The 18,052-nt window shown below is 71.7% G+C and carries 17 protein-coding genes and 1 pseudogene; 9 read left to right on the top strand and 9 right to left on the bottom strand.

What is annotated here, in order from left to right:
- The first annotated feature begins 10 nt into the window (after positions 1–10).
- Complete coding sequence (locus ACFW47_RS05345) at positions 11–466, top strand: DUF4396 domain-containing protein (RefSeq protein WP_386304875.1); 456 nt, start codon at positions 11–13, stop codon at positions 464–466.
- An 81-nt stretch (positions 467–547) separates the two neighbouring features.
- Here the strand turns inward: ACFW47_RS05345 and ACFW47_RS05340 are convergent, their stop codons facing one another.
- The 5 genes from ACFW47_RS05340 to ACFW47_RS05320 all read right to left on the bottom strand — a co-directional run bounded on the left by ACFW47_RS05340 (position 548) and on the right by ACFW47_RS05320 (position 4,932).
- Complete coding sequence (locus ACFW47_RS05340) at positions 548–838, bottom strand: heavy-metal-associated domain-containing protein (RefSeq protein ID WP_386282045.1); 291 nt, start codon at positions 836–838, stop codon at positions 548–550.
- Between the two features lie 149 nt (positions 839–987).
- Positions 988–2,415, bottom strand: coding sequence for an ATP-binding protein (locus ACFW47_RS05335; protein WP_386282047.1), 1,428 nt, complete (start codon positions 2,413–2,415; stop codon positions 988–990).
- Entirely contained in the window at positions 2,416–3,159 is a 744-nt protein-coding gene (locus tag ACFW47_RS05330; RefSeq protein WP_386282049.1) for a response regulator transcription factor, read from the bottom strand. It abuts the gene before it with no gap.
- Between the two features lie 61 nt (positions 3,160–3,220).
- Complete coding sequence (locus ACFW47_RS05325; RefSeq protein ID WP_386282051.1) at positions 3,221–3,835, bottom strand: CE1759 family FMN reductase; 615 nt, start codon at positions 3,833–3,835, stop codon at positions 3,221–3,223.
- A complete protein-coding gene (locus ACFW47_RS05320; RefSeq protein WP_386304873.1) occupies positions 3,832–4,932 on the bottom strand; it encodes an LLM class flavin-dependent oxidoreductase in 1,101 nt (366 codons plus the stop codon). Before ACFW47_RS05320 ends, ACFW47_RS05325 begins: the two co-directional genes overlap by 4 nt.
- Before the next feature lie 104 nt (positions 4,933–5,036).
- Here ACFW47_RS05320 and ACFW47_RS05315 point away from each other — a divergent pair, with 104 nt between their 5' ends.
- A complete protein-coding gene (locus ACFW47_RS05315) occupies positions 5,037–5,375 on the top strand; it encodes a YnfA family protein (protein WP_386304871.1) in 339 nt (112 codons plus the stop codon).
- 53 nt (positions 5,376–5,428) lie between these two features.
- Positions 5,429–6,208: an SDR family NAD(P)-dependent oxidoreductase gene (locus ACFW47_RS05310; RefSeq protein WP_386282059.1), complete on the top strand. Its 780-nt coding sequence runs from the start codon at positions 5,429–5,431 to the stop codon at positions 6,206–6,208.
- 12 nt (positions 6,209–6,220) lie between these two features.
- On the opposite strand, the gene ACFW47_RS05305 is transcribed toward ACFW47_RS05310, so the two are convergent.
- A complete protein-coding gene (locus tag ACFW47_RS05305) occupies positions 6,221–7,414 on the bottom strand; it encodes an RtcB family protein (protein WP_386282062.1) in 1,194 nt (397 codons plus the stop codon).
- A 203-nt stretch (positions 7,415–7,617) separates the two neighbouring features.
- Between ACFW47_RS05305 and ACFW47_RS05300 the strand changes: the two genes are divergently transcribed.
- From ACFW47_RS05300 to ACFW47_RS05285, 4 genes are all read left to right on the top strand, one after another.
- Positions 7,618–8,490, top strand: coding sequence for a DUF3558 domain-containing protein (locus ACFW47_RS05300; RefSeq protein ID WP_386282066.1), 873 nt, complete (start codon positions 7,618–7,620; stop codon positions 8,488–8,490).
- Positions 8,491–8,607: 117 nt separating this feature from the next.
- The gene (locus ACFW47_RS05295) at positions 8,608–9,438 is read left to right on the top strand and encodes a DUF3558 family protein (RefSeq protein WP_386304869.1); all 831 of its coding nucleotides are present in this window, start codon (positions 8,608–8,610) and stop codon (positions 9,436–9,438) included.
- Between the two features lie 89 nt (positions 9,439–9,527).
- Positions 9,528–10,850 carry a DUF2637 domain-containing protein gene (locus ACFW47_RS05290; protein WP_386282071.1) on the top strand — a complete coding sequence of 441 codons (1,323 nt, stop codon included), beginning with the start codon at positions 9,528–9,530 and terminating at the stop codon, positions 10,848–10,850.
- A gap of 62 nt (positions 10,851–10,912) precedes the next feature.
- Positions 10,913–11,296: a hypothetical protein gene (locus tag ACFW47_RS05285; RefSeq protein ID WP_386282073.1), complete on the top strand. Its 384-nt coding sequence runs from the start codon at positions 10,913–10,915 to the stop codon at positions 11,294–11,296.
- Positions 11,297–11,333: 37 nt separating this feature from the next.
- On the opposite strand, the gene lysS is transcribed toward ACFW47_RS05285, so the two are convergent.
- Complete coding sequence (gene lysS / locus ACFW47_RS05280) at positions 11,334–13,073, bottom strand: lysine--tRNA ligase (protein WP_386304868.1); 1,740 nt, start codon at positions 13,071–13,073, stop codon at positions 11,334–11,336.
- A 153-nt stretch (positions 13,074–13,226) separates the two neighbouring features.
- Between lysS and argS the strand changes: the two genes are divergently transcribed.
- Complete coding sequence (gene argS, locus ACFW47_RS05275; protein ID WP_386282171.1) at positions 13,227–14,984, top strand: arginine--tRNA ligase; 1,758 nt, start codon at positions 13,227–13,229, stop codon at positions 14,982–14,984.
- A gap of 393 nt (positions 14,985–15,377) precedes the next feature.
- Here argS and ACFW47_RS05270 read toward each other — a convergent pair whose 3' ends face one another.
- Positions 15,378–16,217, bottom strand: a complete 840-nt coding sequence (locus tag ACFW47_RS05270) for an arylamine N-acetyltransferase (protein WP_386304867.1) — start codon at positions 16,215–16,217, stop codon at positions 15,378–15,380.
- A gap of 31 nt (positions 16,218–16,248) precedes the next feature.
- Positions 16,249–16,484, bottom strand: a pseudogene (locus ACFW47_RS05265) (hypothetical protein); the annotation flags it as partial.
- Between the two features lie 333 nt (positions 16,485–16,817).
- Between ACFW47_RS05265 and ACFW47_RS05260 the strand changes: the two are divergent.
- Positions 16,818–18,023 carry an acyltransferase family protein gene (locus ACFW47_RS05260; RefSeq protein WP_386304866.1) on the top strand — a complete coding sequence of 402 codons (1,206 nt, stop codon included), beginning with the start codon at positions 16,818–16,820 and terminating at the stop codon, positions 18,021–18,023.
- Positions 18,024–18,052: the final 29 nt, after the last annotated feature.

Raw genomic sequence — 18,052 nt, 5'->3', positions numbered from 1 at the left:
TGGACACGTCATGGAGCATCAGCATGCGCACGGCGCGACCTGGGCGACGGCGGTGCGGGCGACCCTGCACTGCCTCACCGGGTGCGCCATCGGCGAGATCCTCGGCATGGTCATCGGCACCGCCCTGCTGTGGGGCAACGTGCCGACGATGATCCTCGCGATCAGCCTCGCCTTCGTCTTCGGTTACTCGTTCACCCTCTTCGCGGTGGTGCGCGCCGGGGTGTCCCTGAAGGCAGCGGTGAAGGTGGCGCTGGCCGCCGACACGGTGTCCATCGCGGTGATGGAACTGGTCGACAACACCATCATCGCGCTGACGCCGGGGGCGATGGACGCGCACCTGTCGGACGGGCTGTTCTGGTACGCGCTGCTCGGCGGCTTCGCCGTGGCGTTCCTGATCACCACGCCGGTCAACAAGTGGATGATCGGCCGCGGCAAGGGCCACGCCGTGGTCCACGCCTACCACTGACGGGCGCCTCCGCGGCCGCCCGCCCGCGCCGCCGGACGGCCCCCGATGTTCCGGGGGCCGTCCGGCGGCGTACGGAGATCCTCAGGCGGCGCGGCCGGTGAGCTCGCAGCCCGCCTCGTCGACGACCTTCGCCAGGAGCGCGTCGTCGGGCTCCCCCTCGGTGGTGACGGAGACCCGGCCGGCCTCGCGGTCGACCTCGACCGCCCGTACGCCGCCCAGGGCGCCGATCTCCTTGCCGAGCGTGGCCTCACAGTGCCCGCAGGTCATGCCGGAGACGGCGTAGACGGTGGTGACACGCCCGGCGACCGCCACAGTGGCGTCGGTGGTGGCGGTGGTGGTCGAGCAGCTGCCGTCAGGGGTGCAGCAGGACATCTTTCCTCCTGGGGAGTGATGGAGGGGGCACCGGAGCCAACTGGGACGACGAGGTACCCCCCAGGGGTGTGCGAGACCGCTCCGCCAATCTATACCCCGTGGGGGTATATACGTAAGCCTCGTGGGCGACGCGCCGCACCGTCCGGTCCTCAGTCCCCGTCCCCGCCCGCCACAGGGCCCCCGCCCACCGTGAACCCGATCACCGACCCGCCCCCGTCCCGCCGGAAGGCGAACGTCGCCCCGCCGTGCGCCAGCGCCACCTCCCGCACGATGGACAGGCCGAGGCCGGAACCGGCCCGGGAGCGGGCGTCGGTGGCGCGGTAGAAGCGGTCGAAGACCCGGGTCAGATCGGCCTCGGCGATGCCCGGGCCGCGGTCGCGGACCTCCACGCGGATCGGGCCCTCCAGGGCCGGCCCGGCGACCGCGACCTCGATGGGGCCGGTGCCGCCCGGGTCGAACTTCGCGGCGTTCTCCACCAGGTTGGACAGCGCCCGCGTCAGCATGGCGGGCCGCCCCTCCGTCACCGTCTCCCCGCGGACGCTCACCCCGATGTCCCGCCCGGTACGGCGCCGCGCCAGGCTCGCCACGTCGCGCGCGACCCTCGCCAGGTCGACCCGCTGCGGGGGCTCCCCGGCGGACTGCCCGGCCGCCAGCTCGACCAGCTCGTTGACCAGGTCGGTCAGTTCACGGGCCTCCTGGCCGAGGTCGGCGACCAGTTCCCGGCGCGCCTCGGGCGGGAGTTCGTCGATCCGGCGCAGCAGCGAGATGTTGGTCCGCAGCGAGGTCAGCGGAGTCCGCAGCTCGTGCCCCGCGTCCTGGACCAGGCGCCGCTGGTCCTCCTCCGACTGCGCGAGGCGGACCAGCATCAGGTCGATGGCGCGGCCGAGGCGGCCCACCTCGTCCGGGCCGGTCACCGGCACCTGGACACCCAGCCGGCGGGTGCGGGCGACGTCCTCGGCGGCGGAGGTCAGGAGCACCAGCCGACGGGTGATGCGCCGCGCCAGCCACCAGCCGAACAGCCCGGCGGCCGTCACCACCGCGGCCATCAGCAGCAGCGTCCGGCGCTGCAGCGCCCGCAGCAGCTCCTCCGTGTCGCTGAACTCCTGCGCCACCTGCACCGCGCCCCGGCCGCCACCCAGCGACACCGTCGCGACCCGGAAGACGTCGTCGCCGACCCCGACGTCCTCGTGCTCGACCGTCCGCCCGGCCACGGCGGCGTGCGCGGTGCGCCGGTCGGCGTCGGTGACCGGCAGCCGGGGACCGGCCGGGTCGGAGATCTCGCCGTCCGGCCCGAGGACCTGCACGTCGGTGCGGGCCGGGCGGACGATCTCGTGGCCCGGCGCGGAGGAGGCGAAGTCGCCGGGCGACATCCGCCGCTGCCGCACCTCGGCCCGCAGGTCCTGCACGACCTGGGCGAAGACGGTCTCCTGGTCGACCCGCACCAGCCGGGCAGCCGCGTTGTACGACAGCACCCCGACGAGGACGGTGACCACGGCGGTGACCGTCGCGAAGGACACCGCGAACGTGGTCCGCAACGACAGCAGCCGGGGCCGGCGCCCGAGCGGGGACGGGCCCACTCAGTCCTCCCGCAGCACGTAACCCACCCCGCGCACGGTCTGGATCGGCTGCGGAGCGCCGGGCTGGTCGAGCTTGCGGCGCAGGTAGCCGACGTAGACGGCGAGGTTCTTGGAGCCGGGCCCGAAGTCGTAGCCCCAGATGCGGTCGTAGATCGTGGAGTGGTCGAGGACGACGCCCGCGTTGCGCACCAGCAGTTCCAGCAGCTCGAACTCGGTGCGGGTCAGCTCCAGCTCGCGCCCGTCCCGCCAGGCGCGGCGGGCCCGCGGGTCCATGCGCAGCCCGGCCGCCTCCAGGTAACGGGCGGCGTCCGGCTCCTCCGGCGCCTCCGCGGCCGGAGAGGAGGTGTCCGCGTCCTCCCGGTCCTCCCGGCCCTCCCGGTCCGTACGCCGCAGCAGGGCGCGCAGCCGCGCGAAGACCTCCTCGACGTCGAAGGGCTTCACCACGTAGTCGTCGGCGCCCGCGTCCAGGCCCGCGATCCGGTCGGCGGTCTCCACCAGCGCCGTCAGCATCAGGATCGGCGTCGGGTCACCCTCGGCGCGCAGCTCCCGGCAGACCTGGAGGCCGTCGACGCCCGGCATCATCACGTCCAGCACGAGCACGTCCGGCCGGCCGCTGTGGGCCTGCGCCAGCGCCTCGGCGCCGTCGGCGACCGCGGTGACCCGGTAGCCCTCCAGGGTGAGGGCGCGCTCCAGGGCGTGCCGGATCGCGCGGTCGTCTTCGGCGAGCAGAACAGTCCGGGGCACCCGACCAGTCTGCCAAGGCGACCGGGCCCGCGACCGGACGGCCGGTCTTCTTACCGAGATCTCACCCGGCGGGTCGCAGCGCCGCGAGCCGTTCCTCGAAGGGCACGACCTCGAAGGCGTCACCGGCCGGCTTCCCGACCGGTTCCGAGGCCGCCGCCGGCCCGCCCATCAGCGCGGCCAGCTCGCCGGCCGCCCGCTCGATCCGCCCGTCCAGCCCCTCGGCACCCCAGTCCTCCGAGGCGGCGTACACGCCGGTCGGGACGACGACGGCCTTCAGGTAGGCGAAGAGCGGACGCAGGGCGTGGTCCAGGACCAAGGAGTGCCGGGCCGTGCCGCCGGTCGCGCCGGTCAGCACCGGCTTCCCGGCGAGGGCGTTCTCGTCGGTCACGCTCAGCGCGTCGAAGAACGACTTGAACAGCCCGCTGTACGACGCGGAGAACACCGGTGTGACGACGATCAGGCCGTCGGCGGCCGCGACCGCGTCGAAGGCGGCGGCGAGGTCCGGGCCCGGGAAGCCGTTGGTGAAGGTGTGCGCGATCTCCACCGCGAGGTCGCGCAGCTCGACCACCTGGACCTCGGCCGGCGTCCGCTCGGCGGTGGCGGCGGCCAGGCGGTCGGCGAGCAGCCGGGTGGAGGACGGGACGCTCAGTCCCGCCGAGACGACGACGAGCTTCATGCCCGCACTCCTTCCTCGCGCTCCTTGCGGGCGGCGGCCAGCAGGGACGCGTGGGTCGGCGCGTCCGGCACATCGGCCGGGCGGTCCTTGGCGAACTCCTCGCGCAGCACCGGCACGACCTCCTCGCCGAGCAGGTCGAGCTGCTCCAGGACGGTCTTCAGGGGCAGCCCCGCGTGGTCCATCAGGAACAGCTGGCGCTGGTAGTCGCCGGCGTAGTCGCGGAAGGCGAGCGTCTTCTCGATCACCTGCTGCGGGGAGCCCACCGTCAGCGGCGTCTGCGCGGTGAAGTCCTCCAGCGACGGCCCGTGCCCGTAGACCGGCGCGACGTCGAAGTACGGCCGGAACTCGCGCACCGCGTCCTGGCTGTTCCTCCGCATGAACACCTGGCCGCCGAGGCCGACGATCGCCTGCTCGGGGGTGCCGTGCCCGTAGTGGGCGTAGCGGGCCCGGTAGAGCTCGATCATGCGCTTGGTGTGGTCGGCGGGCCAGAAGATGTTGTTGTGGAAGAAGCCGTCGCCGTAGTACGCGGCCTGCTCGGCGATCTCCGGCGAGCGGATCGAGCCGTGCCAGACGAACGGCGCGACGCCGTCCAGCGGGCGCGGCGTGGAGGTGAAGCCCTGGAGCGGGGTGCGGAACTTCCCCTCCCAGTTCACGACGTCCTCGCGCCACAGGCGGTGCAGCAGGGCGTAGTTCTCGACGGCGAGGTTGATGCCTTCCCGGATGTCCTTGCCGAACCACGGATACACCGGGCCGGTGTTGCCGCGTCCCATCATCAGGTCCACGCGGCCGTCGGCCAGGTGCTGGAGCATCGCGAAGTCCTCGGCGATCTTCACCGGGTCGTTCGTGGTGATCAGGGTGGTGGAGGTGGACAGGATCAGCCGCTCGGTGCGGGCCGCGACGTAGCCGAGCATCGTGGTCGGGGAGGACGGCACGAAGGGCGGGTTGTGGTGCTCGCCGGTCGCGAAGACGTCCAGGCCGACCTCCTCGGCCTTCAGCGCGATGGCGACCATGGCCTTGATGCGCTCACGCTCGGTCGGCGTCCGGCCCGTGGTCGGATCCGGGGTGACGTCGCCGACGGTGAAGATGCCGAACTGCATGGTCGCTCAACCTCCGCTTTGTTGACGGTTCAACTATACCCGCCCAACGGTCGGCCGCCGGACCTTATTCCGTCCCGCGACCCGCCCCGTGCCAAGCTGCCCCCATGCTGGTCCTCCGCTCCGCCGCGCTGTTCGTCGTCGCCGCCCTCTTCGAGATCGGCGGCGCCTGGCTGGTCTGGCAGGGGGTGCGGGAGCAGCGCGGCTGGCTGTGGGCCGTCGGCGGCGTCCTCGCCCTCGGCGCGTACGGCTTCGTCGCCACCTTCCAGCCCGACGCCCACTTCGGCCGCATCCTCGCCGCGTACGGCGGGATCTTCGTCGCCGGCTCCATCTTGTGGGGCGTGGTCGCGGACGGCTACCGGCCCGACCGCTGGGACATCACGGGGGCCCTGGTCTGCCTCGCCGGGATGGCCGTGATCATGTGGGCGCCGCGCAACGGCGGCTGACTACGCTGGGCGCGACCGTCCGCACCGCCCCCGTCACGAACCAGGAGCAGCCCATGGCCACCGCAGCCGCCCCGTCCGCCGCCTCCCGCATCGCCGTCGTCACCGGTGCGAGCAGCGGCATCGGCGCCGCCACGGCCCGGCAGCTCGCCGCCGCCGGTTACCGCGTCGTCCTCACCGCCCGCCGCAAGGACCGCGTCGAGGCGCTGGCCGAGGAGATCCAGGCGGCCGGCCACAAGGCCACGGCGTACCCGCTGGACGTCACCGACCGCGCGGCCGTCGACGAGTTCGCCACCGCTTTCAAGACGGTCGGCGTCCTCGTCAACAACGCGGGCGGCGCGCTCGGGGCCGACCCGGTCGCCACCGGCGACCCCGAGGACTGGCGCCGCATGTACGAGACGAACGTCCTCGGCACCCTCAACCTCACCCAGGCCCTCCTGCCCAAGCTGGAGGCGAGCGGCGACGGCACGGTGGTCGTCGTCTCCTCCACCGCCGGCTTCGCCACCTACGAGGGCGGCGCGGGCTACGTCGCCGCCAAGCACGCCGAACACGTCCTCGCCGAGACCCTCCGCCTGGAGATCGTCGGCCGCCCGGTCCGCGTCGTCGAGATCGCGCCCGGCATGGTCAAGACCGACGAGTTCGCCCTCACCCGCTTCAGCGGCGACGAGGACAGGGCGGCCAAGGTCTACGCCGGCGTCCCGGACCCCCTGACCGCCGACGACGTCGCCGACACCATCACGTGGGCGGTCACCCGCCCCGCCCACGTCAACATCGACCTCCTGGTGGTCCGCCCCCGCGCCCAGGCCTCGAACACGAAGGTGCACCGGGAGTCGTAGGGGGGCCGCGCCTCAGCCCTTCACGCAGACGACCTGCTTCAGCTTCGCCACGACCTCCACGAGGTCGCGCTGCTGGTCGATGACCTGCTCGATCGGCTTGTAGGCGCCCGGGATCTCGTCCACGACACCGGAGTCCTTGCGGCACTCCACGCCACGCGTCTGCTCCTCCAGGTCCTTCGTGGAGAAGCGGCGCTTGGCGGCGTTCCGGCTCATGCGCCGGCCGGCGCCGTGGGAGGCCGAGTTGAAGGACTTGTCGTTCCCGAGACCCTTGACGATGTACGAACCCGTGCCCATGGAACCGGGGATGATGCCGTGGTCCCCGGACCCCGCGCGGATCGCGCCCTTGCGGGTGACGAGCAGGTCCATGCCGTCGTACCGCTCCTCCGCCACGTAGTTGTGGTGGCAGGAGATCTCCGGCTCGAAGACCGGCTTGGCCTTCTTGAACTCCTTGCGGACCACGTCCTTGAGGAGCGCCATCATGAGGGTGCGGTTGTACTTCGCGTACTCCTGCGCCCAGAACAGGTCGTTGCGGTACGCCGCCATCTGCGGGGTGTCCGCGACGAACACGGCGAGATCGCGGTCGATCAGGCCCTGGTTGTGCGGGAGCTTCTGGGCGACGCCGATGTGGTGCTCGGCGAGTTCCTTGCCGATGTTGCGGGAACCGGAGTGAAGCATGAGCCACACGGAACCGGTCGTGTCCGTGCAGACTTCGACGAAATGATTCCCGCTTCCGAGCGTTCCCATCTGCTTCCCGGCCCGCTCCTGACGGAACTTGACCGCTTCGGCCACCCCGTCGAACCGCCCCCAGAAGTCGTCCCACCCGGCCGTCGCCAGCCCGTGGAAGCGCCCCGGATCGACGGGACTGTCGTGCATCCCCCGCCCCACCGGAATCGCCTGCTCGATCTTCGAGCGCAGCCGCGACAGGTCGCCCGGCAGGTCGTTCGCCGTCAGGGACGTCTTCACCGCCGACATCCCGCAGCCGATGTCCACGCCCACCGCCGCCGGGCACACCGCGCCCCGCATCGCGATCACGGACCCGACCGTCGCACCCTTGCCGTAGTGCACGTCCGGCATGACCGCGAGGCCCTTGATCCACGGCAGGGTCGCGACGTTGCGCAGCTGCTGGAGCGCGCCCTCCTCGACCGTCGCCGGGTCGGCCCACATCCGGATCGGCACCTTCGCGCCCGGCATCTCCACGTACGACATATCGTCCTCATTCCCCCGGAAACAAACAGAAGTCTCAAAGCGCAAAACCGGCGCCAAGGGCAGCCAAAAGGACGACTGACCGGCGCTCACGGCGGCGCGTGCGATACACATTGTCTGCAGGGGACGCCCCCGCGCGGCAAGCGAATAACCAGCGGGGACACTGGAGTACCGACCACAGCCACACCGGCGAGAGGAGCCGCACCGTGCAGCGGAAGGCCTACGTACCCGGCGTCGCCGCCTGCCTGGCGGCGTTGCTGGCCGGCTGCACCGGCGGCTCGGGTGACGGCGCCACGGCGGACGACTCCAACCCGGGCCGGCCCGGCGTCACGACCGAGGCGGCCGAGCCCGGCAAGTACCGCACCCTCCCGGAGCCGTGCGGCGCGGTCGGCGACAAGGCGCTCGACTCGCTGCTGCCCGGCATCGAGGAGATCGCGGACGAGCGGCAGCGCGAGAAGGCGTACGCGGGTGAGCCGACGCTCGCCTACGACACGGACCGCAAGGTCGGCTGCCGCTGGAAGGTGGAGTCGGCGGACGCCACCAACCACCTCTTCGTGAACTTCGAGCGGGTCGTGTCGTACGACAGCGCCGTGAGTGACGACAGCGAGGCCGAACAGCTCTTCGCGAAGCAGGTGGAGGGGGCCGACCTCCCCGAACCGGTGGTCTCGGACTCCGAGTCCGCCTCGGACTCCGCGTCCCCGTCCGGAACTCCCTCCTCCGGCGCCCCGTCGTCCGGGGAGCCGAGCTCCGGCCCGAGCGGCACGTCCTCCGCCCCCGCCGCCTCCGGCTCCGCCACCGCGCCCTCGTCGAGCGCGTCCGCCGACGCCACGCCCGCCGAACTCCAGCCCCGGCTCCTGGACGACCTGGGTGACGAGGCGTTCGTGGACGACGAGCTGAGCAGCTCGGGTTCCACGGCGAAGCGGCGCACGGTGACTGTGGCGTTCCGCACGTCGAACGTCGTGGTGACCGTCGAGTACGCGGAGCAGTCGGCGACGCTCGGAGTCGTGCCGGACAGCGAGGAAATGCAGGACAAGGCGCGGAAACTGGCTTCCCGGCTGGCCGGTTCACTGGGCGGCTGAGCCCGCTCGGGGCTCCCCGGCGGCCGCGTGTGGAGGACCTGAAGAGGAACCGCACGGTTTCCCCACCGCGTACGGTGACCCCTCGGACCCGTTCCGAACGCAGGAACCACGAGTGCCATGAGTGAAGGAACCATGCAGCGACGAGCCCAGCGTGACCAGCAGAATCCGCGTGCGAAGCGACTCACCCGCGCCCTTGTGTGCGCGGCCGCCGTCCCCGTGATGCTGGTGGCAGCCGGCTGCTCCTCGGACTCCGGCTCCGACGACGGCAAGGACAAGGCGGCGGAGAAGACGGCCGCCTCCGAGTCCGCGAAGCCGTCCCCGACAGTCCGGGCGGCGGCGTACGGGAAGCTTCCGGAGCCGTGTTCCGTGCTGGCGAAGAAGACGCTGGAAGACCTGGTGCCCGAGGCGGAGAAGGGCAAGGAGGGCGCTTCGAACGACACGGCGACGCGCGGCAGTTGCTCCTGGGACAGCCTCGACGACAACGGCGTGAAGGGCTCCCAGTTCCGCTGGCTGAGCGTGTCGATGCTGCGCTTCGAGTCGGACCAGACGCGCGGCGCGGGCGACAAGCTGGCGCACGACTACTACACGAAGCAGCTGCAGGACGCCCAGGGCACCGAGAACGCGAAGAGCGTGAAGACCACGCCGGTGAGCCGCACGGGCGACGAGGCCTCCGCCGTCAGCTACGAGCTGAAGAAGAAGGAGGGCACCTTCAAGCAGCAGACGGTCGTGACGCGCGTCGAGAACGTCGTCGTCACGGTCGACTACAACGGTGCCGGCCTGGCCGGCGACAAGACGCCGGACGCCGCCGATCTCGCCGAGGACGCGCAGAAGGCGGCCAAGGAGGCGGTGGCCTCCGTGATGAAGGCCAACGGCAGCACGTCGAGCACCTCGCCGTCGCCGTCCAAGTCGTCCGAGTCGTCGCCGTCGTCGTCCTCGAAGACGAGCTGACGGGCCGTATCGGCCCACCGGCCACCCGTCCCCCGCACACATGTGCCACCCTGTTGCGCGCAACAACTGGCACTGGGAGGGGAGTACGGGTGGCCGCGCCACTACAGCTGACCCGGACACATCGCGTTCTCATCGGCATGGTCGTCTTCGGTGCCGTCATCATCGCCGGGATCGGCTTCGCGGGTTCGTACGCGGCGGTGCGGGAACTGGCCCTGCAGAAGGGCTTCGGAAACTTCAGCTACGTCTTCCCGATCGGCATCGACGCGGGCATCTGCGTGCTGCTGGCCCTCGACCTGCTGCTGACCTGGATCCGCATCCCCTTCCCGCTGCTGCGGCAGACGGCGTGGCTGCTGACGGCTGCGACGATCGCGTTCAACGGCGCGGCGGCCTGGCCCGACCCGCTGGGTGTGGGCATGCACGGCGTGATCCCGGTGCTGTTCGTGGTGTCCGTCGAGGCCGCCCGGCACGCGATCGGGCGGATCGCGGACATCACCGCCGACAAGCACATGGAGGGCGTCCGCCTCACCCGCTGGATCCTCTCGCCGGGGCCGACCTTCCTGCTCTGGCGGCGCATGAAGCTGTGGGAGCTGCGCTCCTACGAGCAGGTGATCAAGCTGGAGCAGGAGCGGCTGGTGTACCAGGCGCGGCTGCGCTCGCGGTTCGGCCGCGGCTGGCGCCGCAAGGCGCCCGTGGAGTCGCTGATGCCGCTGCGCCTGGCCCGGTACGGCGTGCCCCTGGCGCAGACGGCCCCGGCGGGCCTGGCGGCGGCGGGGATCGAACCGGCGCTGCTGCCGCCGGCGCCCAGGGAGCAGAGCGAGGAACCGCAGCCCGTCGCGCCCGCGGCGGAGCAGCGTCCCGAACTGGTCAAGGCCCCCGAAGCCGGGACGCCGGCCTCGCGCGCCGTCCCGGAGGCGGGCGGCGAACCCGACGAGCAGAGTCCTTGGTTCAACACCCGCCAGGTCGAGTACCAGGGTGGCTACGACCCCGCCTACGACCCCGCGGAGCACTACGCCGAGTGGTACGAGGAGCAGCGGCGGGCCGACCAGTACCGGGACCAGTACGAGGAGGAGCCTCCGCTCCAGGAGCCCTCGCCGGAGGAGACCGGCAGCTTCCCGATACCCGTCGTTCCGGGCCGTACCCGCGAGCTGGGTGAGGGCGGCGGCACCCCGGCGGCGCCCTCCGAGCCCTCCGAGCCCTCCGAGCCCTCGGCGCAGGGGCAGGGGCCGGACGAGGACGCCTATTACCAGGTCTTCAAGCAGTCGATCAACGGCAGCTACCCGACGCCGCGGGAGTTCGGCGACAACGTGGAGGCGACGTTCGGCACGCAGCTTCCCGACCACGAGACGAAGCGCCTGGTCACCCACTTCACCAACCGCCACAGCGCGGAGCTGGAGGAGGACCACATCGCGTAGGCGGTGTGGTGTCAGCGCGCCGCGCGGCCGAAGGCTGCGCCGGAGACGGAAGGACACCCCCTGTGCTCACGTCCGTGCCCGTCGCGTGGCTGTGGCTGCTGGCCGCGGCCTCCACCGCGCTGTCCAGCTGCCTGCTGGGGAGCTGGATACCGCTGCGGAAGTTCCGCATCGCCTATCCGCTGACCATGGTCACCGGCGGCGGGCTCCTGATCGTCGTCTGTCAGCTGAACGGCTTCGGCCTGTCCGAGGCGCTCGTGATGTACTCCTGCGCCCACATCGGCCTGACGCTGGGCATGCTGCCCCAGCGGAAGCTGTTCAGGGAAGTGCTGGAGCGGTGGCGCAGGGGCGAGCCCACGGATCACATCAAGGTCCCGCGCGGGCATCTCGCCTTCCTCGTCGTCACCGTCGTCGGCGTCTCACTGGCCGGCTTCGCGCTGACCCGCTGAGAACCGGTGCCCGCCCCGCGGCGGGCACCGGGATCTCCTACTCCCCGAGCAGACCGCGCACCCGCTCCTGCCCCACCGCCAGCAGCAGCGTGGGCAGGCGCGGGCCGGTGTCGCGGCCGACGAGCAGGTGGTAGAGCAGCGCGAAGAAAGACCGCTGGGCGGTCTTGATCTCCGGCGGCAGCTCCTTGGGCGTGGCGTCGGCGGAGAAGCCGGCCTGGACCTTGGGCACGCCGTAGACGAGGTGGGTGAGCCCGTCCAGGGACCAGTGGTCGGCGAGTCCGTCGAGCAGCAGCCGCAGCGAGGCCCGGCCCTGCTCGTCCAGCGACTTCAGCAGCTCGGCGTCGGGCTCGTCCCGCACGATGGTGCGCTGGTCGGCGGGGACGTGGGTGTTGATCCACGCCTCGGCCTTGTCGTACCGGGGACGGGCCTCCGCCAGCGTGCCCAGCGGGTCGGACGGGTCCAGCTCGCTGAGGATGCGCAGCGCCTGGTCCTCGTGGCCGGCGGTGATGTCGGCGACCGAGGCGAGGGTGCGGTACGGCAGCGGCCTGGGCGTGCGCGGCAGCTCACCGGCGGCCGTGCGGACGGCGCGGGAGTGGGCGGCGGCGTCGGCGGGGAGCGCCGAACCGTCGGCGACCTTCGCGTCGAGGCGGTCCCACTCGTCGTAGAGCCGCTGGATCTCCTGGTCGAAGGCGATCTTGAAGGACTGGTTGGGGCGGCGGCGGGCGTACAGCCAGCGCAGCAGCTGCGGCTCCATGATCTGCAGCGCGTCGGCCGGAGTGGGCACCCCGCCCTTCGACGACGACATCTTCGCCATGCCGCTGATGCCGACGAAGGCGTACATCGGGCCGATGGGCTGCTTGCCGCCGAAGATCCCGACGATCTGCCCGCCGACCTGGAAGGAGGAGCCGGGCGAGGAGTGGTCGACGCCGCTGGGCTCGAAGATGACGCCCTCGTAGGCCCAGCGCATCGGCCAGTCGACCTTCCAGACCAGCTTGCCGCGGTTGAACTCGCTCAGCCGGACGGTCTCGGAGAAGCCGCAGGCGGTGCAGGCGTACGTCAGCTCGGTCGAGCCGTCGTCGTAGGCGGTGACGGTCGTCAGGTCCTTCTCGCAGTTGCCGCAGTACGGCTTGTACGGGAAGTACCCGGCGGAGCCGGAGCTGCCGTCGTCCTCGGCGGCGGCGCCGGAGCCCTCGGCGGCCTCCAGCTCGGCCTCGTCGACCGGCTTCTGCGACTTCTTCGCCGGTGCCTTCTTGGTGCGGTACTGGGCGAGGATCGCGTCGATGTCCTGCCGGTGCCTCATGGCGTGCAGGATCTGCTCGCGGTAGACGCCGGAGGTGTACTGCTCGGTCTGGCTGATGCCGTCGAACTCCACGCCCATCTCGGCGAGCGAGTCGACCATGGCGGCCTTGAAGTGCTCGGCCCAGTTCGGGTACGGGGAGCCCTTGGGGGCCGGGACGGACGTCAGCGGCTTGCCGATGTGCTCGGCCCACGTCTCGTCGACGCCCGCGACGCCGGCCGGGACCTTGCGGTAGCGGTCGTAGTCGTCCCAGGAGATCAGGTGCCGGACCTCGTGGCCCCGGCGGCGGACCTCGTCGGCGACCAGGTGCGGGGTCATGACCTCTCGCAGGTTGCCCAGGTGGATGGGGCCGGAGGGGGAGAGCCCGGAGGCGACGACGACCGGTTTGCCCGGGGCACGGCGCTCCGCCTCGGCGATGACCTCGTCCGCGAAACGGGAGACCCAGTCGGTGGTCTCTGTGCTCTGAGCCACGATCGGCACGTCCTTCTTTCTGACTCGGGCAGCCGGTACGGTCGCACGGCTGACCGCTCCATTCTCCCAGCCCGGCCCACATCCGCGAAAACCGCTTTTCACCGCGTGGGATACTCGGTTTCCGTAGTACTCCAGGAACCCGAGCAGAACGGCAGCCACTCCATGGCCTCGGTCACGTCCCTCAGCGACTCCGTCCAGCAGCACCTCGCGTCCGCCCTCACGGCCACCCGGCCGGAGGCCGCCGGCGCGGACCCGCTGCTGCGACGCAGCGACCGGGCGGACTACCAGGCCAACGGCATCCTCGCCCTGGCCAAGAAGGCCAAGGCGAACCCTCGGGAGCTGGCCGCCGAGGTCGTCGCGCACATCACCACCGGCGACCTGGTCAAGGACGTCGAGGTCTCGGGGCCCGGCTTCCTCAACATCACCGTCGCCGACCGGGCGATCACCGGGAACCTGGCCGCGCGGTACGCGGACGGCGAGCGCCTCGGCGTGCCGCTGAAGGAGAACGCGGGCGTCACGGTCGTCGACTACGCCCAGCCGAACGTGGCGAAGGAGATGCACGTCGGCCACCTGCGGTCGGCCGTCATCGGCGACGCCCTGCGCGGCATGCTCGACTTCACCGGCGAGCGGACGATCGGCCGGCACCACATCGGCGACTGGGGCACCCAGTTCGGCATGCTCATCCAGTACCTGTTCGAGCACCCCGGCGAGCTGGCCCCGGCCGAGGACGTCGACGGCGAGCAGGCCATGTCGAACCTGAACCGGGTGTACAAGGCGTCGCGTGCGCTCTTCGACTCGGACGAGGAGTTCAAGGAGCGGGCCCGCAGGCGGGTCGTCGCGCTCCAGTCGGGCGACAAGGAGACGCTCGAGCTGTGGCAGCAGTTCGTGGACGAGTCGAAGGTCTACTTCTACTCCGTCTTCGAGAAGCTCGACATGGAGATCCGCGACGAGGAGATCGTCGGCGAGTCGGCGTACAACGAGGGCATGCCCGAGACCGCCCGCCTCCTGGAGGAGATGGGTGTCGCGGTGCGCTCCGAGGGCGCGCTCGTGGTGTTCTTCGACGAGATCCGCGGCAAGGACGACCAGCCGGTCCCGCTGATCGTGCAGAAGGCCGACGGCGGCTTCGGCTACGCGGCCTCCGACCTGACCGCGATCCGCAACCGGGTCCAGGACCTGCACGCCACCACGCTGCTGTACGTCGTCGACGTGCGCCAGTCGCTGCACTTCAAGATGGTCTTCGAGACGGCCCGCCGGGCCGGCTGGCTGAACGAGGACGTCACCGCGCACAACATGGGCTACGGCACGGTGCTCGGCGCGGACGGCAAGCCGTTCAAGACCCGCGAGGGCGAGACCGTGCGGCTGGAGGACCTGCTGGACGAGGCGGTGCAGCGCGCCGCCGAGGTCGTACGGGAGAAGGCGCGGGACCTCACCGAGGCCGAGATCCAGGAGCGGGCCGCGCAGGTCGGCATCGGTGCCGTGAAGTACGCGGACCTGTCGACGTCGCCGAGCCGCGACTACAAGTTCGACCTGGACCAGATGGTCTCGCTCAACGGTGACACCAGCGTGTACCTCCAGTACGCCTACGCACGTATCCAGTCGATCCTCCGCAAGGCCGGCGAGGTCCGCCCCGCCGCCCACCCGGAGCTGGACCTGCACGAGGCGGAGCGGGCGCTGGGCCTGCACCTGGACGCGTTCGGGAACACGGTCTTCGAGGCGGCCGCGGAGTACGCCCCGCACAAGCTGACCGCGTACCTGTACCAGCTGGCGTCCCTGTACACGTCGTTCTACGACAAGTGCCCGGTGCTGAAGGCCGAGACGCCCCAGCAGGTGGAGAACCGGCTCTTCCTGTGCGACCTCACGGCCCGCACCCTGCACCGGGGCATGGCGCTGCTGGGGATCAGGACGCCCGAGCGGCTGTGAGGCCCGCAGACGCACGCCGCGGCCCGTCCTCTCGCCCGTGAGCGGACGGGTCGCGGCGTCGTGGCGGTCCAGCGAGGACTCAGCAGGCGCCCACGTGGTCCCGGAAGGCGGCCCAGGTGCGCGGCCCGGTGATCCCTTCGGCCACGCGGCGCGCGGCGCCGGCCGGGCCGTACGCGGCGTGGGCGGGCCGGCGACCGGCCGGAGGTGACGGCGTGCGGTCCGACCCGCCGCGCCGAGATCGCGGACGCGGTGTCGTGCGTCTGCGCCGTCATGGGCCAGGTGCGTCCCGGAGCCGTCCTGCGGGCCCGCGTCCGGCCCGCGGCGGCCGCCGACGGCGAACGGGACTGTGTCGAAGCGCGCGTGGGCGGGGCCGCGGCCACTGCACGGACGCCGTCACCTCAGCAGCGTCAGCCCCTCCGGAACGTCGAGACCCAGTTCGCGGGCCAGCACCCGGCGGACGTCCGCCTCGCCCGCCAGTTTCCGCTCGGTGACCGTGCCGTCGTCGCGGGTCTCGGTGACGCGGTCGCCGTCGAGCAGCAGGTGCCCGGACGGGAGCAGGCGCTGGGCGTAGGGGCGCCGGGAGAACGGGGAGCGCGGGTTGGTGGCGACGTGCCAGTTGATCATCTCGAAGTCCGCCGGTTCGAACGGCTCCAGGGTGAAGGCGTACTGGCCTTCCCAGTTGCCCGTGACGTGTGCCTCCAGCACCCACATCTCCAGCGGCCCCCGGTGCGGCGCGTGCACCAGCCGGTGCCGGCGCCCGGCACCGTGGAACTCGGTGTCCGCCAGCAGCGGCACCGGCTCCAGCAGGGAGCCGATCGCGCCGAAACCGACGTCGGCCAGGTACGGCGTCGGATCGCCGGGCACCTCGACCAGGAGGGCCATGTGGGTGCGCGGCCGGTCCTCGAACCGCTCGGCGCCGACGACGACCCGTGCGACCAGCCGCGTCAGCCGGAAACCGAGCGCCTCCAGGGCCGCCGCGAACAGGGTGTTGTGCTCGTAGCAGTAACCGCCGCGCCGACGGCCGTGGACCAGCTTGGCCGTGAGGTCTGCCAGGTCCAGGGAAGGGGCGGTGCCGCCGAGGGCGTCGAGATTCTCGAACGGGACGGTCCTCGCGTGGGCCAGGTGGACGCCGCGCAGGGTGTCGGCGTCCGGCCGCCGTTCCCCGCCCCAGCCGATCCGGCCGAGGTAGGCGTCGAGGTCGAGGTGCGGCGTTGTCCGTGCGCTGTCAGGCATGGCTTCACCGTACGTACGGGCGCGCCGCCCGTCATCGGCTCCTGGACCTAGACCTGCGGCCTACGACTCGTCCGCCGAAGCCGCCCGCCCCCAGCCTCCGCAGCCCATCCGCGATCTCGTCCGGCGTCTGCGCGACGAAGCACAGCCGCATGGTCGCGCGGTCGGGCTCACCGGTGTGGAAGGGGGGCGCCGGGGGACGTACGCCACGTCGTGCCGGACCACCTCGGGGATCAGGGCCGTGGTGTCGTACCGCTCCGGCAGCCGCGCCACGTGTGCGGTCTCACGGCCCGCACCCTGGACCGGGTATGGCCCGCCGCCGCCAAGGCGCCGGGTCTCTGCCGTCTTTGCCGACGCAACACAGGCAGGCGGCCCGTCCTCTCCACCGAGGAGGGGGCGGGCCGCCCCGCGTAGGCCGGCGACGCTCAGTGGCACAATCACCGATGGCATCGGGACACCTGCCTGTCGCCCCGCGTTCCGCGGTCGTACACGAACACCGTTCTGGAGAGCTGAGTGCGAATAGGTATGGCATCCGCCGGGCGGAGGACTGCCGGCGCGCGCCGGGAGGACGCAGGCAGGCGAGGGCCCGCCGGCCGGATCGGCGTGCTGGACGGACTGCGGCTCTGTGCGGCCCTCATGGTCGTCCTCTACCACTACGTGGCGTTCGGCGAGGGCTGGGAGGGCTCCCAGGCGCAGCTGTTCCCGGTGCTCTTCCGGCCTTCCGCCTACGGGTGGCTCGGCGTCGAGCTGTTCTTCATGATCAGCGGCTTCGTCATCTGCATGAGCTCGTGGGGACGCAGCATCTCCCACTTCTTCACCTCACGCGTGATCCGGCTCTTCCCCGCCTACTGGCTGGCCATCATCGTGACGACCGCCGTCGTCTTCCTGATGCCCGGCGGGATCGCCCCGCTGCCGTGGCGCGACGTGCTGGTCAACATGACCATGCTGCAGCGGCCCATGGGGGTCGAGGACGTCGAGGGCGTGTACTGGACCCTCTGGGCCGAGATGCGTTTCTACCTGCTCTTCGCGCTGGTCGTGTGGCGGGGCGTGACCTATCGGCGGGTGGTCGTCTTCTGCTGGGTCTGGGCGGTCGCCGCGGTGCTGGCGACACGGAGCGGGGCCAGTCCGATCAGTGACCTGCTGATGGCGCAGGACTGCTGGTTCTTCATCGCCGGTCTGGCCTTCTACCTGATGTACCGCTTCGGGCAGAACCTGCTGCTGTGGGGCATGATCGCCCTCTGCTTCGCCATGGGCAACTACACGGCGATGAAGACCTGGCGGGCGACGCTGGACAAGGTCGGAGACAATGTCCCCGGCTGGGGCGTGGCGGTCGTCCTCACCGTCTTCTTCGTGACGATGGCGGGCGTGTCCCTGGGCTGGTTCCGCGGCATCAACTGGCGCTGGCTGCCCACCGCGGGCGCGCTCACCTACCCCCTGTACCTCCTTCACGAGTCCATCGGCTGGGAGGTGTTCCACCACTACCAGTCCCGCGTCAACCAGTGGGTCCTGGCCGGCGGGACGCTGGCGGCGGTCCTGGTGCTGTCCTACCTGGTGCACCGGTGGGTGGAGAAGCCCGCGGCCAAGCGCCTCAAGGTGGCCCTGACCAAGGCCTTCGAGCAGATCCGTGCCGAGGGGGCCACGGGCCACGACCGCACCCCCGCGCACGGCGGGCCTGCGCGTCCGGGACCCGGCCGCCCGGTCTCCGAACCGCTCGCACCAGGGGCCGGCGCCCCCGGGCTCCAGGTCACCGGCGCCGGTTTCCCCGTCCAGGCGCCGGACGGCCAGAGCCACGACCACACCCGCGCCTGAGCGGCCGTGCCCCGCGGCGTTCCGCCGCG

Origin of the sequence: Streptomyces sp. NPDC058796, from assembly GCF_042745235.1 — a bacterium.
In the GTDB taxonomy this organism is placed as follows: Bacteria; Actinomycetota; Actinomycetes; order Streptomycetales; family Streptomycetaceae; genus Streptomyces.
Note: the sequence above shows the minus strand (reverse complement) of the source record. Positions and strands in the feature narration are given on the sequence as shown.

Coding starts and splice junctions, on each gene's coding strand:
- ACFW47_RS05320 (WP_386304873.1), bottom strand. CDS start 4,932: ATGCAGTTCGGCATCTTCACCGTCGGCGACGTCACCCCGGATCCGACC.
- ACFW47_RS05295 (WP_386304869.1), top strand. CDS start 8,608: ATGAGTGAAGGAACCATGCAGCGACGAGCCCAGCGTGACCAGCAGAAT.
- ACFW47_RS05305 (WP_386282062.1), bottom strand. CDS start 7,414: ATGTCGTACGTGGAGATGCCGGGCGCGAAGGTGCCGATCCGGATGTGG.
- ACFW47_RS05315 (WP_386304871.1), top strand. CDS start 5,037: ATGCTGGTCCTCCGCTCCGCCGCGCTGTTCGTCGTCGCCGCCCTCTTC.
- ACFW47_RS05340 (WP_386282045.1), bottom strand. CDS start 838: ATGTCCTGCTGCACCCCTGACGGCAGCTGCTCGACCACCACCGCCACC.
- ACFW47_RS05310 (WP_386282059.1), top strand. CDS start 5,429: ATGGCCACCGCAGCCGCCCCGTCCGCCGCCTCCCGCATCGCCGTCGTC.
- ACFW47_RS05270 (WP_386304867.1), bottom strand. CDS start 16,217: ATGCCTGACAGCGCACGGACAACGCCGCACCTCGACCTCGACGCCTAC.
- argS (WP_386282171.1), top strand. CDS start 13,227: ATGGCCTCGGTCACGTCCCTCAGCGACTCCGTCCAGCAGCACCTCGCG.
- ACFW47_RS05345 (WP_386304875.1), top strand. CDS start 11: ATGGAGCATCAGCATGCGCACGGCGCGACCTGGGCGACGGCGGTGCGG.
- ACFW47_RS05325 (WP_386282051.1), bottom strand. CDS start 3,835: ATGAAGCTCGTCGTCGTCTCGGCGGGACTGAGCGTCCCGTCCTCCACC.